The 15,440-nt window shown below is 27.5% G+C and carries 15 protein-coding genes; 6 read left to right on the top strand and 9 right to left on the bottom strand.

Going from position 1 to position 15,440, the window contains the following annotated elements; all coding sequences use genetic code 11:
* Nucleotides 1-118: 118 nt before the first annotated feature.
* Nucleotides 119-622 (bottom strand): hypothetical protein, encoded by a 504-nt coding sequence (locus GM111_RS04840; protein ID WP_156299742.1) that lies wholly within the window; start codon nucleotides 620-622, stop codon nucleotides 119-121.
* Nucleotides 623-718: 96 nt separating this feature from the next.
* Between GM111_RS04840 and ylxM the strand changes: the two genes are divergently transcribed.
* The 6 genes from ylxM to GM111_RS04810 all read left to right on the top strand — a co-directional run bounded on the left by ylxM (nucleotide 719) and on the right by GM111_RS04810 (nucleotide 8,673).
* Entirely contained in the window at nucleotides 719-1,045 is a 327-nt protein-coding gene (ylxM, locus tag GM111_RS04835; RefSeq protein ID WP_156299766.1) for a YlxM family DNA-binding protein, read from the top strand.
* Nucleotides 1,045-2,376 (top strand): signal recognition particle protein, encoded by a 1,332-nt coding sequence (gene ffh, locus GM111_RS04830; RefSeq protein ID WP_156299741.1) that lies wholly within the window; start codon nucleotides 1,045-1,047, stop codon nucleotides 2,374-2,376. Before ylxM ends, ffh begins: the two co-directional genes overlap by 1 nt.
* 45 nt (nucleotides 2,377-2,421) lie before the next feature.
* Nucleotides 2,422-4,905 (top strand): AMP-binding protein, encoded by a 2,484-nt coding sequence (locus GM111_RS04825; protein WP_156299740.1) that lies wholly within the window; start codon nucleotides 2,422-2,424, stop codon nucleotides 4,903-4,905.
* Nucleotides 4,906-4,953: 48 nt separating this feature from the next.
* The gene (locus tag GM111_RS04820) at nucleotides 4,954-7,443 is read left to right on the top strand and encodes an AMP-binding protein (RefSeq protein WP_156299739.1); all 2,490 of its coding nucleotides are present in this window, start codon (nucleotides 4,954-4,956) and stop codon (nucleotides 7,441-7,443) included.
* 85 nt (nucleotides 7,444-7,528) lie between these two features.
* Nucleotides 7,529-7,795: a 30S ribosomal protein S16 gene (gene rpsP, locus GM111_RS04815; protein ID WP_156299738.1), complete on the top strand. Its 267-nt coding sequence runs from the start codon at nucleotides 7,529-7,531 to the stop codon at nucleotides 7,793-7,795.
* A gap of 80 nt (nucleotides 7,796-7,875) precedes the next feature.
* Nucleotides 7,876-8,673 (top strand): Cof-type HAD-IIB family hydrolase, encoded by a 798-nt coding sequence (locus tag GM111_RS04810; RefSeq protein WP_197034491.1) that lies wholly within the window; start codon nucleotides 7,876-7,878, stop codon nucleotides 8,671-8,673.
* 182 nt (nucleotides 8,674-8,855) lie between these two features.
* Here GM111_RS04810 and GM111_RS04805 read toward each other — a convergent pair whose 3' ends face one another.
* Genes GM111_RS04805 through glmU form a run of 8 tightly spaced genes read right to left on the bottom strand, consistent with a single transcriptional unit; the run spans nucleotide 8,856 to nucleotide 15,079 of the window.
* Nucleotides 8,856-9,353, bottom strand: a complete 498-nt coding sequence (locus GM111_RS04805; RefSeq protein ID WP_156299736.1) for a hypothetical protein — start codon at nucleotides 9,351-9,353, stop codon at nucleotides 8,856-8,858.
* A 9-nt stretch (nucleotides 9,354-9,362) separates the two neighbouring features.
* On the bottom strand, nucleotides 9,363-10,097 hold the full coding sequence (truA, locus tag GM111_RS04800) for a tRNA pseudouridine(38-40) synthase TruA (protein WP_156299735.1): 735 nt from the start codon (nucleotides 10,095-10,097) through the stop codon (nucleotides 9,363-9,365).
* Nucleotides 10,090-10,692: an HAD family hydrolase gene (locus GM111_RS04795; RefSeq protein WP_197034490.1), complete on the bottom strand. Its 603-nt coding sequence runs from the start codon at nucleotides 10,690-10,692 to the stop codon at nucleotides 10,090-10,092. The genes truA and GM111_RS04795 overlap by 8 nt, the downstream gene beginning before the upstream one ends.
* Entirely contained in the window at nucleotides 10,670-11,713 is a 1,044-nt protein-coding gene (locus GM111_RS04790) for a GspE/PulE family protein (RefSeq protein WP_156299733.1), read from the bottom strand. Before GM111_RS04790 ends, GM111_RS04795 begins: the two co-directional genes overlap by 23 nt.
* A 16-nt stretch (nucleotides 11,714-11,729) precedes the next feature.
* On the bottom strand, nucleotides 11,730-12,185 hold the full coding sequence (locus GM111_RS04785; RefSeq protein WP_156299732.1) for a viral A-type inclusion protein: 456 nt from the start codon (nucleotides 12,183-12,185) through the stop codon (nucleotides 11,730-11,732).
* Nucleotides 12,175-12,738, bottom strand: a complete 564-nt coding sequence (locus tag GM111_RS04780) for an L-threonylcarbamoyladenylate synthase (RefSeq protein ID WP_156299731.1) — start codon at nucleotides 12,736-12,738, stop codon at nucleotides 12,175-12,177. The genes GM111_RS04785 and GM111_RS04780 overlap by 11 nt, the downstream gene beginning before the upstream one ends.
* Nucleotide 12,739: 1 nt before the next feature.
* Nucleotides 12,740-13,717, bottom strand: a complete 978-nt coding sequence (locus tag GM111_RS04775; protein ID WP_156299730.1) for a ribose-phosphate diphosphokinase — start codon at nucleotides 13,715-13,717, stop codon at nucleotides 12,740-12,742.
* 21 nt (nucleotides 13,718-13,738) lie between these two features.
* Nucleotides 13,739-15,079 (bottom strand): bifunctional UDP-N-acetylglucosamine diphosphorylase/glucosamine-1-phosphate N-acetyltransferase GlmU, encoded by a 1,341-nt coding sequence (gene glmU / locus GM111_RS04770; protein WP_156299729.1) that lies wholly within the window; start codon nucleotides 15,077-15,079, stop codon nucleotides 13,739-13,741.
* Between the last annotated feature and the right edge of the window lie 361 nt (nucleotides 15,080-15,440).

The following is a 15,440-nucleotide window of genomic DNA, read 5'->3' as shown; positions in this document are numbered from 1 at the left end:
CAGAAGAAACAAAAAGTTCATAAACTTCAAGCTTAATACTGCAATTAGGACACATAAAAGGATCAAAGCCCTAAATAGATTTAAAGTTCTTTACTAAAAAGAGAAGGAACTTTTTTACTTAAAATGTATATCCTGCTTGTATTCCAAAATTTCCTTTTCCATATCCAACATAAGCTCCTATGTTGTATCTTTCATTTACTTTAACTCCACCAGAAATTAATCCTAACCCATCAAATACTGCAGTTTTTGTAGCATCTGCTTTAATATCAGAACCTCCACCTATTGCTGCTTCTGCACCAACAAATGCAGATATTTTATCAGTAATTTTAAAGTTAACGTGAGCTTCAGCACCTATTAATGCTCTTACTTTAGCACCATTAAATGTAGAAGATTTAAATTGTGGTCCTGCAACTACAGTTAATTTTGGTCCAAATGCAACATTGATATCATGTCTAATATCTGTTCTCCATTCAGGCAATACTGCTACGTTTAATGGTAATACCACAAAGTCAGCTTTACCTATTCCAACTCCACCTTCAACTTTTATTCTTGGTCCTGCTATATATGCACTATATGATGTTAAACTTGCAAGTAATGCAAAAGTTAATAATATTTTTTTCATCTATATCACTTCCCTTTCATAATCTTATTCTATTATACCATAATACTAGCATTTTTAATAGTTGTAAAAATAGGGCAAATAGTGTAAAATATGTATATGAAAGAAATAGAAGAATATATAAAATACTCAATATTATTCATATATTACAAGGAACTATTTTCTGATAAACAGAAAAAATATTTATCTGCGTATTTAGAGGAGGATAATTCATTAACAGAAATAGCAGAAGCTTTTAATGTAAGTAGACAGGCTGTCTTTGATAACATTAAAAGAGGATGTAAACAGCTAGATAAGTATGAAAGTTCACTTGGAATTATGGAAAGAGAAGAGAATATAATAATGAATTTAAAATGGTTAAAAGATAATTTTAGTGAAGAAAATCTAGACAAAATAATCATGGAATATGAAGAGGGAGTAAATTAATGTTTAAAGGCTTAAGCGATAAATTACAGGAAACTTTTAAAAAGTTATCTGGGCAAAGTAAAATTACTGAAAGTAATATTACTGAAGCATTAAGAGAAGTAAGACTTGCTCTACTTGAAGCAGACGTTAACTACACTGTAGTTAAAAATTTTGTTGCAAGAATTAAAGAAAAAGCACAAGGGCAAGAAGTAATAAAAGGAGTAAATCCAAGACAACAATTTATTAAAATAATAAATGATGAATTAGTAGAAGTCTTAGGAGGACAAAATACTGCATTAAATAAAGCTAGCTCAAAACCAACTATTATCATGTTAGTAGGGTTACAAGGGGCAGGGAAAACTACATTTTCAGGAAAACTTTCAAAACTTCTAAAGAAAGAAAAAGCAAAACCATTCTTAATTGGAGCTGACGTATATAGACCAGCTGCTAAGAAACAATTAATGGTATTAGCTAACCAAATAGGAGTTCCATTTTATACTATAGAAGAAAGTCAAAATGTATTAGAAATAGTTAATAATGGGTTAGCTGAAGCAAAAAAAGAAGGGGCAGATTATGTATTAATAGATACTGCCGGAAGATTACATATAGATGAAAATCTAATGAATGAATTAAAAGATGTTAAAGATAGTGTAAATCCAACAGAAATCTTACTTGTTGTAGATGGTATGACAGGACAAGATGCAGTAAATGTTGCAAAAACGTTTAATGATACATTAGATATTACAGGAGTAGTTGTTACAAAACTTGATGGAGACACTCGTGGAGGGGCAGCACTTTCAATTAAAGAAATTTCAGGTAAACCTATTAAATATATTTCTGAAGGTGAAAAATTAGATGATATTTCAGTTTTCCATCCAGAAAGACTTGCAAGTAGAATACTTGGAATGGGAGACGTTGTATCATTAGTTGAAAAAGCTAAAGATGCAATAGATGAAAAAGAAGCACGTGAAATGGAAGCTAAATTTAGAAAAAATCAATTTGATTTTGAAGATTTCCTAAAACAATTTAAGATGATCAAGAGAATGGGTTCTCTTGGAGGAATACTTAAAATGTTACCGGGTATGGGTGCAATAGGAGATATAGATTTAACTGGTGCTGAAAAAGAAATGAAGAGAGTTGAAGCAATAATCTATTCTATGACAGTAGAAGAAAGAAGAAATCCTAACCTATTAAAAGTTGGAAGCAGAAAAATTAGAATTGCTAAAGGATCAGGAGTAGATGTTACTCAAGTAAATAAATTATTAAAACAATTTGAACAAATGAAACAAATGATGAAGATGTTTAATTCAGGAAATATACCTGGGTTTGGACAAATAGGAAGAAAAAGATAGGCTACACCATTAGGTGTAGTTTATACTATACAGGAGGAGTTATATATGTTCTTACAAAAATCAGAAAGATTGGCTTTGGTCGATACTAAAGGAAATAAAGTAAGTCATAGTAAATTGGTTGATAATGTTAAATACTTTTCAAAATATATAATAACAGAAACAGAAGAAAAGCAAAAATTTAATATTATAATGTTTGAAAATAGAAAAGAATGGGTATATCTTTTCTATGCAATTTGGGATAAGAAAAATATACCACTAGTAATAGATGCAGAATCAACAGTAGAGGAAGTAATGTATTTCTTAAAAGATTCTGATGCGGTGAGTATATATGTTTCAAATAGAAGTTATGAAGTAGTTAAAAAAGCTATAGAAGAATTAGAAAAAGATATTAAAGTAATAAATATAGATGAAATAGAAATAGATGGAGAAAAATTAGAAGAATTTTCAAAAGATGAAAGAATACTTTCACATCCTGAAGGAGAAGAATTAGCTGTTATGCTATATACTTCAGGAACTACAGGGAATCCTAAAGGTGTAATGCTTACATTTAACAATATAGAAGCTCAGATAGAATCTATTAAATCATTAATGATTACAGAAGAAAATGAGCAAGTATTAGCAGGACTACCTTTCCATCACATACTACCATTAATGACTACAAACTTACTATTTATGCACCATAGCAATCAATTTTCTATGGTATTCATAGATAAATTATCAAGTCAGGATATTTTAAAAGCATTGCAAGATAATGATGTAACAATACTATCTATGGTTCCAAGGGTATATAAGTTATTCTATAGCTCTATTAAGAGTAAAATAGATTCAAAAATTACCACTAAAAACTTATTTAAATTAGTTCAAAGAGCAAATAATGTTAAGTTTTCAAAAGCAGTCTTTAAAAAGATACATGAGATTTTTGGAGGTAAGCTTACTAGAGTAATATCAGGTGGTGCAAAAACAGACAAAGAAATCGCAGACTTTTTTGATGCTATAGGAATAGAATATTTTGAAGGTTATGGATTAAGTGAAACTTCACCTGTAATAGCATGTTCAACAACTAAACATGGTAAGAAAAATGGTACAGTTGGAAGAAAAGTTGATAATATTGAAGTTAAGATAGTGGATGAAGAATTATGGGTTAAAGGGCCTATAGTTATGAAAGGTTACTATAACAAACCTGAAGAAACAGCTAAAGTAATAACTGAAGATGGATGGTTTAAAACAGGAGATATAGCTGAAATGGATGAAGAAGGATATATTAATATTAAAGGTAGAAAAAATACTATGATAGTATTGTCTAATGGAAAAAATATAGATCCTGAGAAACTTGAAAATAGATTATTAGAACATTCATACGATATAATTAAAGAAGTTGGAATATTTGCAAAAGGAGATAAACTTGCTGCTTTAATAGTTGTAGATATGAAGAAGGTAAAAGAAAAGAATATATCTAATGTTAAATCATATATAGAAGATACTGTTGCTTTCTATAACGCAGCATCACATGGTTATGAAAAAATATTAGAATTTAAAATGAGTGAAAATGAACTACCTAAAACTAGAATAGGTAAGGTAAAAAGATTCATGTTAAATGATATATATCTAGGACATGTAACTGATGAGAAAAAACCTAAGGTTGAAGAACCAGATACACTAGAATACAAGGTATTAAAAGAATACATATATAATTTAAAAAATGAATATCCAGATCCGGATATGAATTTAGAATTAGAATTTGGTTTAGATTCACTAGATCAAGTAGAACTACTTTCATTTATTGAAAGGAGTTTTGGATTAAAATTAACAGATGAAGAGTTTAAAGATAATATAAACTTAATTAAATTATCTGAATTAGTTAAAAGCAAATCTGAAAAATTTGTTGAAACTAAAGAACAATGGAAAGAAATTATAGAAAATGCACCTATTAGGGAGCTTGAAACAGGTCATGGATTTAGTATCTTAAGACCATTAGGATGGATAATATTTAAACTTTACTTTAGATTAAGTATTAAGGGTAAAGAAAAAATAGATGAAGAAAACACTCAAATATTTATTGCAAATCATGCAAGCTTTATAGATGCATTAGCACTTAATTTATTACTTCCAAGAAAAGTTGCAAATAAAACTTACTCACTTGCCATAGATTGGTACTTTAAAAATAAGATAATGAAGAGATTTGCAAAAGAAACAAATGTTGTTTTATTAGATATAGATGGAAATATTAAAGAATCGATAGAACAAATTGCTTCTATTTTAAAACAAGGTAAGAACGTATTTATCTTCCCTGAAGGAACAAGAACTAAAGATGGAAATTTATCTCCGTTTAAGAAAACTTTTGCAATTATTGCTAAAGAAATGAATGTAAAAGTTACTTGTTTAAAGATTGATGGGGCCTTTGAAGCATATTCAAGATATGATAAATATCCTAAACCTAAGAAAATAACAGTAAGTTATTTAGGAGAGGTAAATCCAAAAGAATTAAGTTATGATGAGATAGTAAGAAAAGCAAGAGATATGTATAACTAGTTATATATATATTGGGGGTTAAAAATTAAGAGGAAGAAAGGATAAAAAATGTTTTTAAATAAATCAGAAAGATTGGCTATAGTAGATTTTGATGGCACAAGAATAAGTCATACAGAATTAGTTAATACTATAAAGTATTATTCAAAATATGTTATTACAGATAGGGAACCTAAGAGTTTTAGTATTATTATGATGGAAAATAGAACTCAGTGGTTTTATGCCTTCTATTCTTTATGGGATAGAGATTTAGTACCTGTTACAGTAGATGCACTATCAAGTAAAGAAGAATTGGAATACTTCTTAAATGATTCACAAGCGACATGTATATATGTTTCTAATAACACTATAGAGGTTGCGAAAGCAGCTGTTGAATCAATAGGTAGAGATGTTCAAATATTTAATGTTGATGATGTAGTAATAGATAAAGTATTATTTTCAGATATAGAAAAAGATGAAAGAATATTAAATCATCCTAATATGGATGAAATAGCTGTGATGTTGTATACTTCAGGAACCACAGGCTCACCTAAAGGAGTAATGTTATCTTTTGGTAACTTATATCACGAAATACAAGCAATAAGAGGCTTAAATATTACATGGGATGATGAACAAACTTTAGCAGTTTTACCTTTTCATCATATCTTACCTCTTATGGCAACTAATATTTATTATATGTATCATGAACATCAATATTCAGTTGTATTAGTAGAGAAATTATCTAGTCAAGATATATTAAAAGCATTAGCTGCAAATGATGTAACAATGCTTTCTATGGTTCCAAGAGTGTATAAACTATTTTATAAATCAATAAAAGATACTATAGATTCAAAATGGATAACTAGAGTAATATATTCATTAGCTAAGAAATTAAAAAATAAGCAATTTTCAAAATTTGTATTTAAAAAAGTACATGATAAATTTGGTGGGAAATTAAGAAGTTTAATAGCGGGAGGAGCTAAATCTGATATTGAAATTATTAATTTTTTTAATGTCTTAGGATTTGATTACTGTGAAGGTTATGGACTTACAGAAACGTCACCAGTTTTTGCTGGAAATACACCTAATCATGGTTATAAAGCAGGAACAGTGGGTCTTCACGTAGATAATGTAGAAATAAAAGTAGTAGATGGAGAAATATGGGTAAGAGGGCCTATAGTAATGATGGGCTATTATAATAAACCTGAAAAAACAGCTGAAGTATTAACTGAGGATGGATGGTTTAAAACAGGGGATATGGTAGATGTAGATGATGAAGGATATATTACTATAGTAGGACGTAAAAATGCAATGATAGTATTATCTAATGGTAAAAATGTAGACCCTGAAACATTAGAAATTAAATTCATGTCTTCAACTAATCCAATAATTAAGGAGATTGGAATTTTAGGGCATAATGATAAGTTAGCAGCATTAATTGTAGTAGATAGAAATGAAGCTAAGAGATTAAATGTTTCAAATATTAATGCTCATATTAAAGATGCTGTAGAAATTTATAATAGTTTAGTACATAACTATGAGAAATTATTAGAATATAAAGTAACTGAGGAAGAATTACCTAAGACAAGAATAGGTAAAGTAAGAAGATTTATGCTAAAAGATGTTTATTCAGGAGAAGCTAAAGTAGAGAAAAAAGCACCAGTAAATGAACCTGATAGTGAAGAATATAAAATACTTAAAGAATATATCTACAAAATGAAAGGAGCTTATCCTGAAGTAGATAAAAATTTAGAAGTAGAATTTGGATTAGATTCGTTAGATCAAGTTGAATTATTAACATTTATAGAAAATAGCTTTGGAATAAAAATGTCAGAAAATGATTTTAAAGATAATTTAAGTTTATTAGGATTATCAAAATATATATCAGAAAAATCAAATGGATTTATTGAAACTACAGATCAATGGAAAGAAGTTGTTCAAAATGCCCCAAAAACAGATTTTAAAGATGGTTGGTTAATATCATTAATAAAGCCTTTAGTGTTCTTATTATTCAAACTATACTTTAGAATAGATATTAAAAATTCAGATAAAATTAAAAACGAACAACAAATTTTTATTGCAAATCATGAAAGTTTCATTGATGGATTAGCTTTAAGTTTGTTAATACCTAAAGAAATATCAGAAAAAACATATACTTTAGCTATAAATTGGTATTTTAAAAATGCTTTTATGAATTTTTTTGCTAAACATAGTAATATACTATTACTTGATATAGATAAGAATATTAAAGGAACTATTGAGAGTGTCGCATCAGCTTTAAAGCAAGGAAAAAATATATTTATTTTCCCTGAAGGAACAAGAACTAAAGATGGTAAACTTGGGCCATTCAAGAAGGTATTTGCAATACTTTCTAAAGAACTTAATGTACCAGTAACTTGCTTGAAAATAGATGGAGCTTTTGAAGCTTATTCAAGATATGACAAATTCCCTAAACCTAAGAAATTAGGAGTTAAAGTTTTAGGACAAATAAAACCGGGAGATTTATCATATAACGAGATTGTTGATGCAGCACGTAATATGTATTTAGAAGATGAAAAATAAAATTTGTTTTGTCAATAAAAAATACTTGACAATGTTCAATTAATATTGTAAAATGTGTTGTAATAAATAATTGGAGGAATAATAAATGTTAAAATTAAGATTAACTAGATTAGGTAGAAAAAAAGCACCTTTCTATAGAATAGCAGCAATGGAAGCATTAGGAAAAAGAGATGGAAAAGCAGTAGCTTATGTTGGAACATACAACCCATTAGTTTCTGAAAACCAAGTAGTTTTAAAAGAAGAAGAAATTTTAAAATTATTATCAAATGGAGCACAACCTACAGAAACTGTAAAATCTATCTTAACTAAAGCAGGAATTTGGGAAAAATTCGAAGCTTCTAAAAAAAGATAATAAAAATTAAAATATATAACACTTAAAGAATGGATTTTATCTTAGTATTTAAGTGTTTTTCTTTTATAGAAAGGATAATGATGAGTAAAATAAGATTAATATCTTTTGATTTAGACGGAACTATACTTAAAAATTCAAAACTATCCGAGGGTGTAATTAAAGCATTTCATAAACTTGAAGATAGTGGGATAATGTTAGTTGTAAATACTGGAAGAAGTATTGATAGTCTATATGAAATGTTTGATTTACTAAAGTTATCTGGAAAAGGTAATTATGCAATACTTACAACAGGAGCTGTAGTACAACATATAGATACTAGAGAAATAATTAAGCATTTTTCTTTAACATTAGATGATTATAGATATATAAGGGAAAATATTGAACAAGGTTATGATTTAAGTGTATATACACCAGAAAAGCTATATTATGTTGATAAAATATTCCCAGAAATAGTAGAAGATAATGATGTATTATTACAAGAAATGGGTAAATTTGAAGAAGATGAAAATATTGAAATTTCCAGAGTAAATATCATGGGGCCTAAAGAAAAATTAGATGAATTTGAAAAAAATCATGATAAAAAGTTCCTTGAAAGATTTTATCACGTAAGAACTATCCCTATAAGCATAGAAATACTTAATAAAAATGCAAGTAAAGGTAATGGTTTAAAAGCATTTATGGAAGAATTAAATATAGATCCAAGTGAAGCCATAGCTATAGGAGATGGAAATAATGATATCTCTATGTTTAAAGTAGTAGAATATTCTGTTGCTATGGGTAATGCAACTGATCTTGTTAAATCTCATGCTAAATATGTTACAGATAGTATAGATAATGATGGGTTTGTTAAAATGCTTGAAATGTTTGAATTAATATAGGACGCTAAAGGCAAAACTTGTCCTAAAAAAGTTTTTGAGTAAACTCCATCGTAAATTCTTTTTTGGTTGTTAAATATAAGGTCTAATCGTTCGGAAATATAAATCGTAAAATAAAATAAATTGTAAAAAATACCGTTCGAATCTTATTATTGAAATAAAAAAGAATTACTACCAAAATAAAATTAATATTTACCTTTTAGGTTAACTTCTATTGTTAGTTTAGAATTTTCTAAATCTATTTTTTCTGACATAGAGTTAACCTCTTTTTCTAATTTTTCTAAATCTTCTCTTAAAGTCTTTTCATTTAATACACCATAGTTTACTACTCCAACTCCGTTTTCTACAGTAGATGTGTTAGAAGATAAAACTCTTTCTAAGAAAGTAATTAAAGATCTCTTGTTTTTAACGTCTTCTAAATGGAAAAATAGTGGTTTTCCATCTATTTTGTTAGTTGCATTAGCATTGTTTAATGCTGTTTTTAATGTAGCTAAATCTTCATTAATTGTTTCAAGTTCAGCATAAACAGCTAACATTTCTTTAGCTTGTGTTTTATCAAAAACATCTTTACCATTTACCTTTAAAGGTATATTAGAATAAGAATTTAAGTTTAATAAAATTCTGTTTTGTTTTTTTGTTAAATTTGATATTAAAAATATACATTGTTGTATAGTTATTTTCATTTCTTCTCCTTATTTTACGTGGTATAGATAAAGGCCATTTCCTGGCGCTATATATTTTTTAGCATCAGGATTAGGAAAATCAAATCTGTTTTGTATATATTCTTTTTCAATTTTTCCTTCATAAATAGCTAGAGTTGTTCCTACTATTATTCTTACCATAGTTTTTAAAAAACTATTACCTTTAATATATATATGGATATTATTATTTTTTTTTATAGCGTAACATTCATATATTTCTCTTATTGGATTTTTCTCTGCTTTATTATCTTTTTTAGAAAAACTAGAAAAATTGTGTGTCCCTATAAATAGTTTTAAAATATCATTTATTTTATCTATATCAATATCATAATTAATACCAGCTATATATTTTCTTTCAAAAGGAGTAATATTCTTTTGATTAGATAAAATATATTCATAGGTTCTTTCAGTACTGTCATATCTAGAATTGTATTCAATATTAACTTTTTCTATAGATAGAATTTTAATAGAATAATCAGAATATTTTTCTATTTTCTTTTTCACGATATCTAAATTAATATCTTTGGTAAGTATAAAATTAGATATTTGCATTTTTGCATGCACATACTTATCTGTTCTTCCAGAGCTTATCATATTAACTTCTTCATTAAATGAATTTTTTAGTATTTCTTCTATAGTACCTTGAACAGTAATTTTGTCTTTTTGTCTTTGTGAACCATAGAAATTACTTCCATCATATTGATAAACTATTTTGATATTATTCATTAGGAAGACCTACCTTTTTAACCCCTTTATGTATAAAATACTTTCTATCTGTTAGATCAAATAAAGGTTTATCTGACATACTATCAGAGTAGAAGGCTAGTATATTAAAATCAGGCAAATATTCTTTTAATCTAACTACTTTTTCTTGATGTTTACAGTTTTTTCCATCAATTTTACTTACAAAGAATTTATCTTGTTTAGTAAAAGTAGTACCTATCAATTTATCAAAACCTAATTCTTTAGATATTTCTTCTAAAAAAAGTTCTGGAGTAGCAGAAATTAAAATTAATTCTTCTGCTTCTTTCTTGTTATTTCTAATTTCTTCATATATCCATGGAAATATTTTTGATTTATGTATTTTCCAAAATTCATTTATTTCATTTTTTAGAAATTCAATAGGAGCTCCATTTAATATTTCAAAAAATATTTCTTTAGATCTCTTTAAATCCGAATTATAGTAAAATAAAGAATGAAGTGCCTTATATATTCTTAAAAGATATTTTGGATTTCTTTTAAGAAAAAACTTCATAAAGTCAGTTGATGTTTCACCACCATAAATAGTTTTATCAAAATCATAAACAATAATATCCTTCAAGTTCACACCTCTTTTCTAGTTTTTCTTTTAGAGTTACAAACCCTCTATTTTTTAGTATTTCTTCTATATTAACCTTATCAGTATTTATATTTAGTATTTTCTTTATTTCATCATCTATTTCAAGTATTTCAGATACACAAACTCTTTTAGTTCCATTGAAAACTAGCCTTTGTGATAATATGCAATGTAGTGAATCAAGTATTAAATATTTAGGTATATTCATATCTATTAATCTATTTATAGTAGAAATACTATCGTTGGTATGTAATGTTGCAAGGACTAGATGCCCTGTAAGTGCAGATCTAATTGCAATTTGAGCCGTAATTTCATCTCTAATTTCACTTATTATTATGATATCAGGATCAGATCTTAAAACAGTTCTTAATATTTTTTCGAAACTAAGTCCTATTTCTTCTTTAACTTGTATTTGTACTATATCTTCAAGCTTGTTTTCTATTGGATCTTCTATACTAATTATTTTCCTTTTACTTTTCATTAATATATGTATTAATGAAAGTAGAGTAGTAGATTTACCACTGCCAGTTGGACCTGTAATTAATATTAATCCATGTGATTTAGTACATGAGTTTTTAAGTATCTCTATTGTAGAATTATCAAATCCTAAAGCTTCTAAGCTAATGTCATTGAGAGTAGAATTTAAAATACGTAAAACTACATTTTCTCCTTTGTTACTAGGTAATGTAGAAACACGCATATCATACTTTCTATTATTAAATGTATAAGTAAAAGCACCATCTTGTGGAAGTCTTTTTTCAGCTACATTTAATTTAGACATTATCTTTATCTTTGCAATTATCTCTCTAACATTTAATTTATCAACGTTATCTATATTATTAACAATACCATTAATTCTAAATTCAAGCTTACATCTATTATCATATTCTCTAATATGTATATCTGTAGCATTTTTTGAAATAGCTAAGTCTAAAATATTTTCTAAATTAAATAAAAAGCAACTTATACTTGAGGTAGTTGCTTCATATTTGTTATTATCCCCCATTTAACACCCCTGTTTATTATTTCATTTCTTTTAATAACTCTTCTGTTTGTTTAGTCATCATATTAAACATAGTTTTTTTGATGATGTTATACCATTTTAATTTAGATTTTTCTAAAGCTAATCCTTTAATAACATCTTTCATTTGTTTAACTATTAAATCATATTCTTCAAAAGATAGAGCTAACACTTTTTCTTTAGGTCTTTTTTCTTTTTTACCTACATGTAATTGTTTTTCTACATAGCTAAAGAATGAAAATAGATTTGGTAAGTGTTTTTCATACATAACCATTTGTTTTTTCATTTCACCTATCATTTGCTCTAAATATTTTTGAGAACCTTTACTTAATGTTACTTCTTTTTTTCTTTTTCCTTTACCTATTTTTTGAAGTAAAGCAGCCATAGTTGCTTGGCTTTTTGCGTTCATAACATCCATATCTGAGATGTTATTAGGGTTTACTAATTTACCTTTCAAATTGTTCCTCCTTAAGTTTTACTAATTCTATTAAGGGAATAGTTCCTTTTCTTAATATAGTGATGTCTTCGCCATTTATTTTAAATATACTTGAAGAAATCCCGCTTAGATTACTATCATCTATATATGTATGATCAGCAGCTTTTAATATTTCTTCATCTATTTCTGAAGATAATTTTGGAGCATCTTTACCGCTAATATTAGCAGAAGTGGTCATTAAAATACCTCCATATTTTTCAATTATTTCTAAAGCTAATTCATTATTAGGCATTCTTATCCCTATATCTTCATAACCTAGAAGTTCTTTAATAAATGGAGTTGACTTTGCAATCACAGTGATAGGTCCTGGAAAGAACCTATCTGTGATTTTATCAATTAATTGATTGGTTTCTATAATCTTATTTATAGTTTCTTTTTTCGAAACTAGTGCAATAATTTTCTTATTCTTATCTCTATTTTTTATCTTGAATATCCTATCTAAAGCTTCCTTTTGAGGAAGACATCCTAATCCATAGACTGTATCAGTTGGAAAAAGGATAACAGTATTATTCATTTTACCCTTCCACGTCTAAGTTTTTAGGTATTTCAAATAAGTCACTTATTGCTTCTTCAATAAAGATTCTGTTTATAGTTTCAGCAAACATACTTGCTGTAGAAACTATAGATAATTTTTCAAATTTAGATTCTTCTGGTAATTCTATAGTATCTGTAACTATAACTTTATTGAATTCTGAATTTTTTAATCTTTCTATTGCAGGACCTGAGAATACTGCGTGAACAGCACATGCATAAATTTCTAATGCACCTTCATTTTTAAGTGCAGCAGCAGCGTTACATATTGTTCCAGCTGTATCTATAATATCATCTATTAAGATAGCTTTTTTACCTTTAACTTCTCCTATAAGGTTCATAACTTCTGATACATTAGCTTTTTCACGTCTTTTATCTATTATAGCTAAAGGTACGTTTAACCATTTTGCTAATGCTCTAGCTCTTTTAACTCCACCAACATCTGGAGATACTATTACTGTGTTATCTGAATTAAATCCTTTATCTAAGAAGTATTTAGCAAATAACGGTAAAGCTTCCATATGATCAACTGGTATATCAAAGAATCCTTGAATTTGTCTTGCGTGTAAATCCATAGTAACTACTCTTGTTGCTCCAGCAGTAGTTAATAAGTTAGCCACTAATTTAGATGTAATTGGCTCTCTTGGGTATGCTTTTCTATCTTGTCTAGCATAACCGTAGTAAGGAATAACTGCTATAATTTCAGTTGCAGATGCTCTCTTTAATGAATCGATGAAAATTAATAATTCCATGATACTTTCGTTAACAGGTTTAGATGTAGATTGTATTACGAATACCTTACATCCTCTAACAGTTTCGTTAGATTTAGCAAATGTTTCTCCATCTGCGAATCTAATAATGGTTCTATCTCCAAGTTTAATTCCAAGTTTTTCTGCTATTTTAGCAGCTAATTTTGTACTTGAAGTTCCAGCGTAAACTTTAATCTCATGATTGTTGTACATTTCGAAATCCCACACTTTCTCTTATTTTTTATTTATTCCAATTTTATTGACTTGTCTTGCTCTACCAAATGCAATGCTATCTTCAGGAACATCTTTAGTTATTACTGAACCAGCTGCAGTTAGTACGTTATCTCCTATATTTACTGGAGATACTAATATACTATTACTTCCGATGAAGCAATCTTTACCTATATTAGTCTTGTGCTTTTTAACACCATCATAATTACATGTAATAGTTCCAGCACCAATATTAGTGTTTTCTCCAACTTCACTATCACCTATATATGTTAGATGTCCACATTTTACACCAGGGTGTAATATAGATTTTTTAATTTCAACAAAATTTCCTACTTTTGATTTTTCTTTTAATAATGAATTAGGTCTAATGTGTGCAAATGGTCCTACACTTACATTATCCTCTATTATAGATTGTTCTATTACACTATTATCTATACTTACATTATTACCTATAGTTGAGCCTTTTATTCTTGACCCAGAATAAATAGTACAGTTATTTCCTATTCTTGTCCCTTTTTCTATGTATACATTAGGGTATATAACTGTGTCTTGGCCTATTTCTACATCTTCTTCTATATATGTAGCATTAGGATCTATAAGTATTACCCCATCGTCCATAAGTTTTTCGTTTTTTCTGTCTCTTAATATTTTAGAAACCATTGCAAGTTGAGACTTAGAATTAACTCCTAACATTTCTCTCTCATCTTCAAGAACTAAACTATCTACCTTTAATCCTTCAGCGTTTAATAATTTAACAGCATCAGTTAAATAGTATTCACCTTTTTTGTTATCATTACTAAACTTATCTAGTATAGATAGAAGAGGAGTTCTCTTAAATAAGTAGACACCTGCATTTATTTCTTTAATGTTTTTTTGTTCCACAGTTGTATCTATCTCTTCTATTATGTCAGTAACTCTTCCATTTTCTTTGATTATTCTACCATAACCAAAAGGATCATTTACAACACAAGATAGAATTAGACCATCTAATGAATCTTTTTCAAATTTTTCTTTCATTCTATTAATTGTTTCTACAGTTAATAAAGGTCCATCTCCATTACAAATTAAAATATCATCATCATTTTCTAATATTTTATCTTTTGCGATCATAACTGCATGAGCAGTACCTAACTGTTGTTCTTGAACAACATGTTCTAAATTAAGTACTTTAAGTATTTGTTCTTTTAAGTAACCTAATATTAATATGTTCTTGTTAATTCCAGCTTCATCTAGAGTTCTAACAAGTTTAACTATCATAGGTTCTCCATTTACTTTATGCATTAGTTTAGAGATGTTTGACTTCATTCTTGTACCTTTACCTGCAGCAAGAATAATTGAAATCACAAAATCACCTACTTAAAATCAATATATACCAATTATACCATTTTTAATATGTTATTACAACATATATAGTATAAAAATATACCTATACATATAGGTAGAGAATGGAGATTAAAAATGTTTTAGTGTAAAATAACTAACGAAATATTGTGGTAAAATTAGGTTGAGTAAACTATATATTGTAGTATATAAAAAAATAAAAAAAGTTCTTGACATAAATGGTCTTATTATGGTAAGATTATTAATGTCCAATAAGGACGAGGACAATGGAAAGAAAAGGAATAAATAAAGCAAACAAGAAAGACAAGAAGTCAATTTAAGGTAAAGACAATAACTTTGAGATAAGAAAACAAAGAAGTAAAAA

The sequence above is a fragment of the Streptobacillus canis genome (assembly GCF_009733925.1).
Taxonomy (GTDB): domain Bacteria; phylum Fusobacteriota; class Fusobacteriia; order Fusobacteriales; family Leptotrichiaceae; genus Streptobacillus; species Streptobacillus canis.
Note: the sequence above shows the minus strand (reverse complement) of the source record. Positions and strands in the feature narration are given on the sequence as shown.

What these genes read in the sequence shown, in the direction of transcription:
- GM111_RS04840 (WP_156299742.1), bottom strand. Translation starts at nt 622, where the DNA reads ATGAAAAAAATATTATTAACTTTTGCATTACTTGCAAGTTTAACATCA.
- ylxM (WP_156299766.1), top strand. Translation starts at nt 719, where the DNA reads ATGAAAGAAATAGAAGAATATATAAAATACTCAATATTATTCATATAT.
- ffh (WP_156299741.1), top strand. Translation starts at nt 1,045, where the DNA reads ATGTTTAAAGGCTTAAGCGATAAATTACAGGAAACTTTTAAAAAGTTA.
- GM111_RS04825 (WP_156299740.1), top strand. Translation starts at nt 2,422, where the DNA reads ATGTTCTTACAAAAATCAGAAAGATTGGCTTTGGTCGATACTAAAGGA.
- GM111_RS04820 (WP_156299739.1), top strand. Translation starts at nt 4,954, where the DNA reads ATGTTTTTAAATAAATCAGAAAGATTGGCTATAGTAGATTTTGATGGC.
- rpsP (WP_156299738.1), top strand. Translation starts at nt 7,529, where the DNA reads ATGTTAAAATTAAGATTAACTAGATTAGGTAGAAAAAAAGCACCTTTC.
- GM111_RS04810 (WP_197034491.1), top strand. Translation starts at nt 7,876, where the DNA reads ATGAGTAAAATAAGATTAATATCTTTTGATTTAGACGGAACTATACTT.
- GM111_RS04805 (WP_156299736.1), bottom strand. Translation starts at nt 9,353, where the DNA reads ATGAAAATAACTATACAACAATGTATATTTTTAATATCAAATTTAACA.
- truA (WP_156299735.1), bottom strand. Translation starts at nt 10,097, where the DNA reads ATGAATAATATCAAAATAGTTTATCAATATGATGGAAGTAATTTCTAT.
- GM111_RS04790 (WP_156299733.1), bottom strand. Translation starts at nt 11,713, where the DNA reads ATGGGGGATAATAACAAATATGAAGCAACTACCTCAAGTATAAGTTGC.
- GM111_RS04780 (WP_156299731.1), bottom strand. Translation starts at nt 12,738, where the DNA reads ATGAATAATACTGTTATCCTTTTTCCAACTGATACAGTCTATGGATTA.
- GM111_RS04775 (WP_156299730.1), bottom strand. Translation starts at nt 13,717, where the DNA reads ATGTACAACAATCATGAGATTAAAGTTTACGCTGGAACTTCAAGTACA.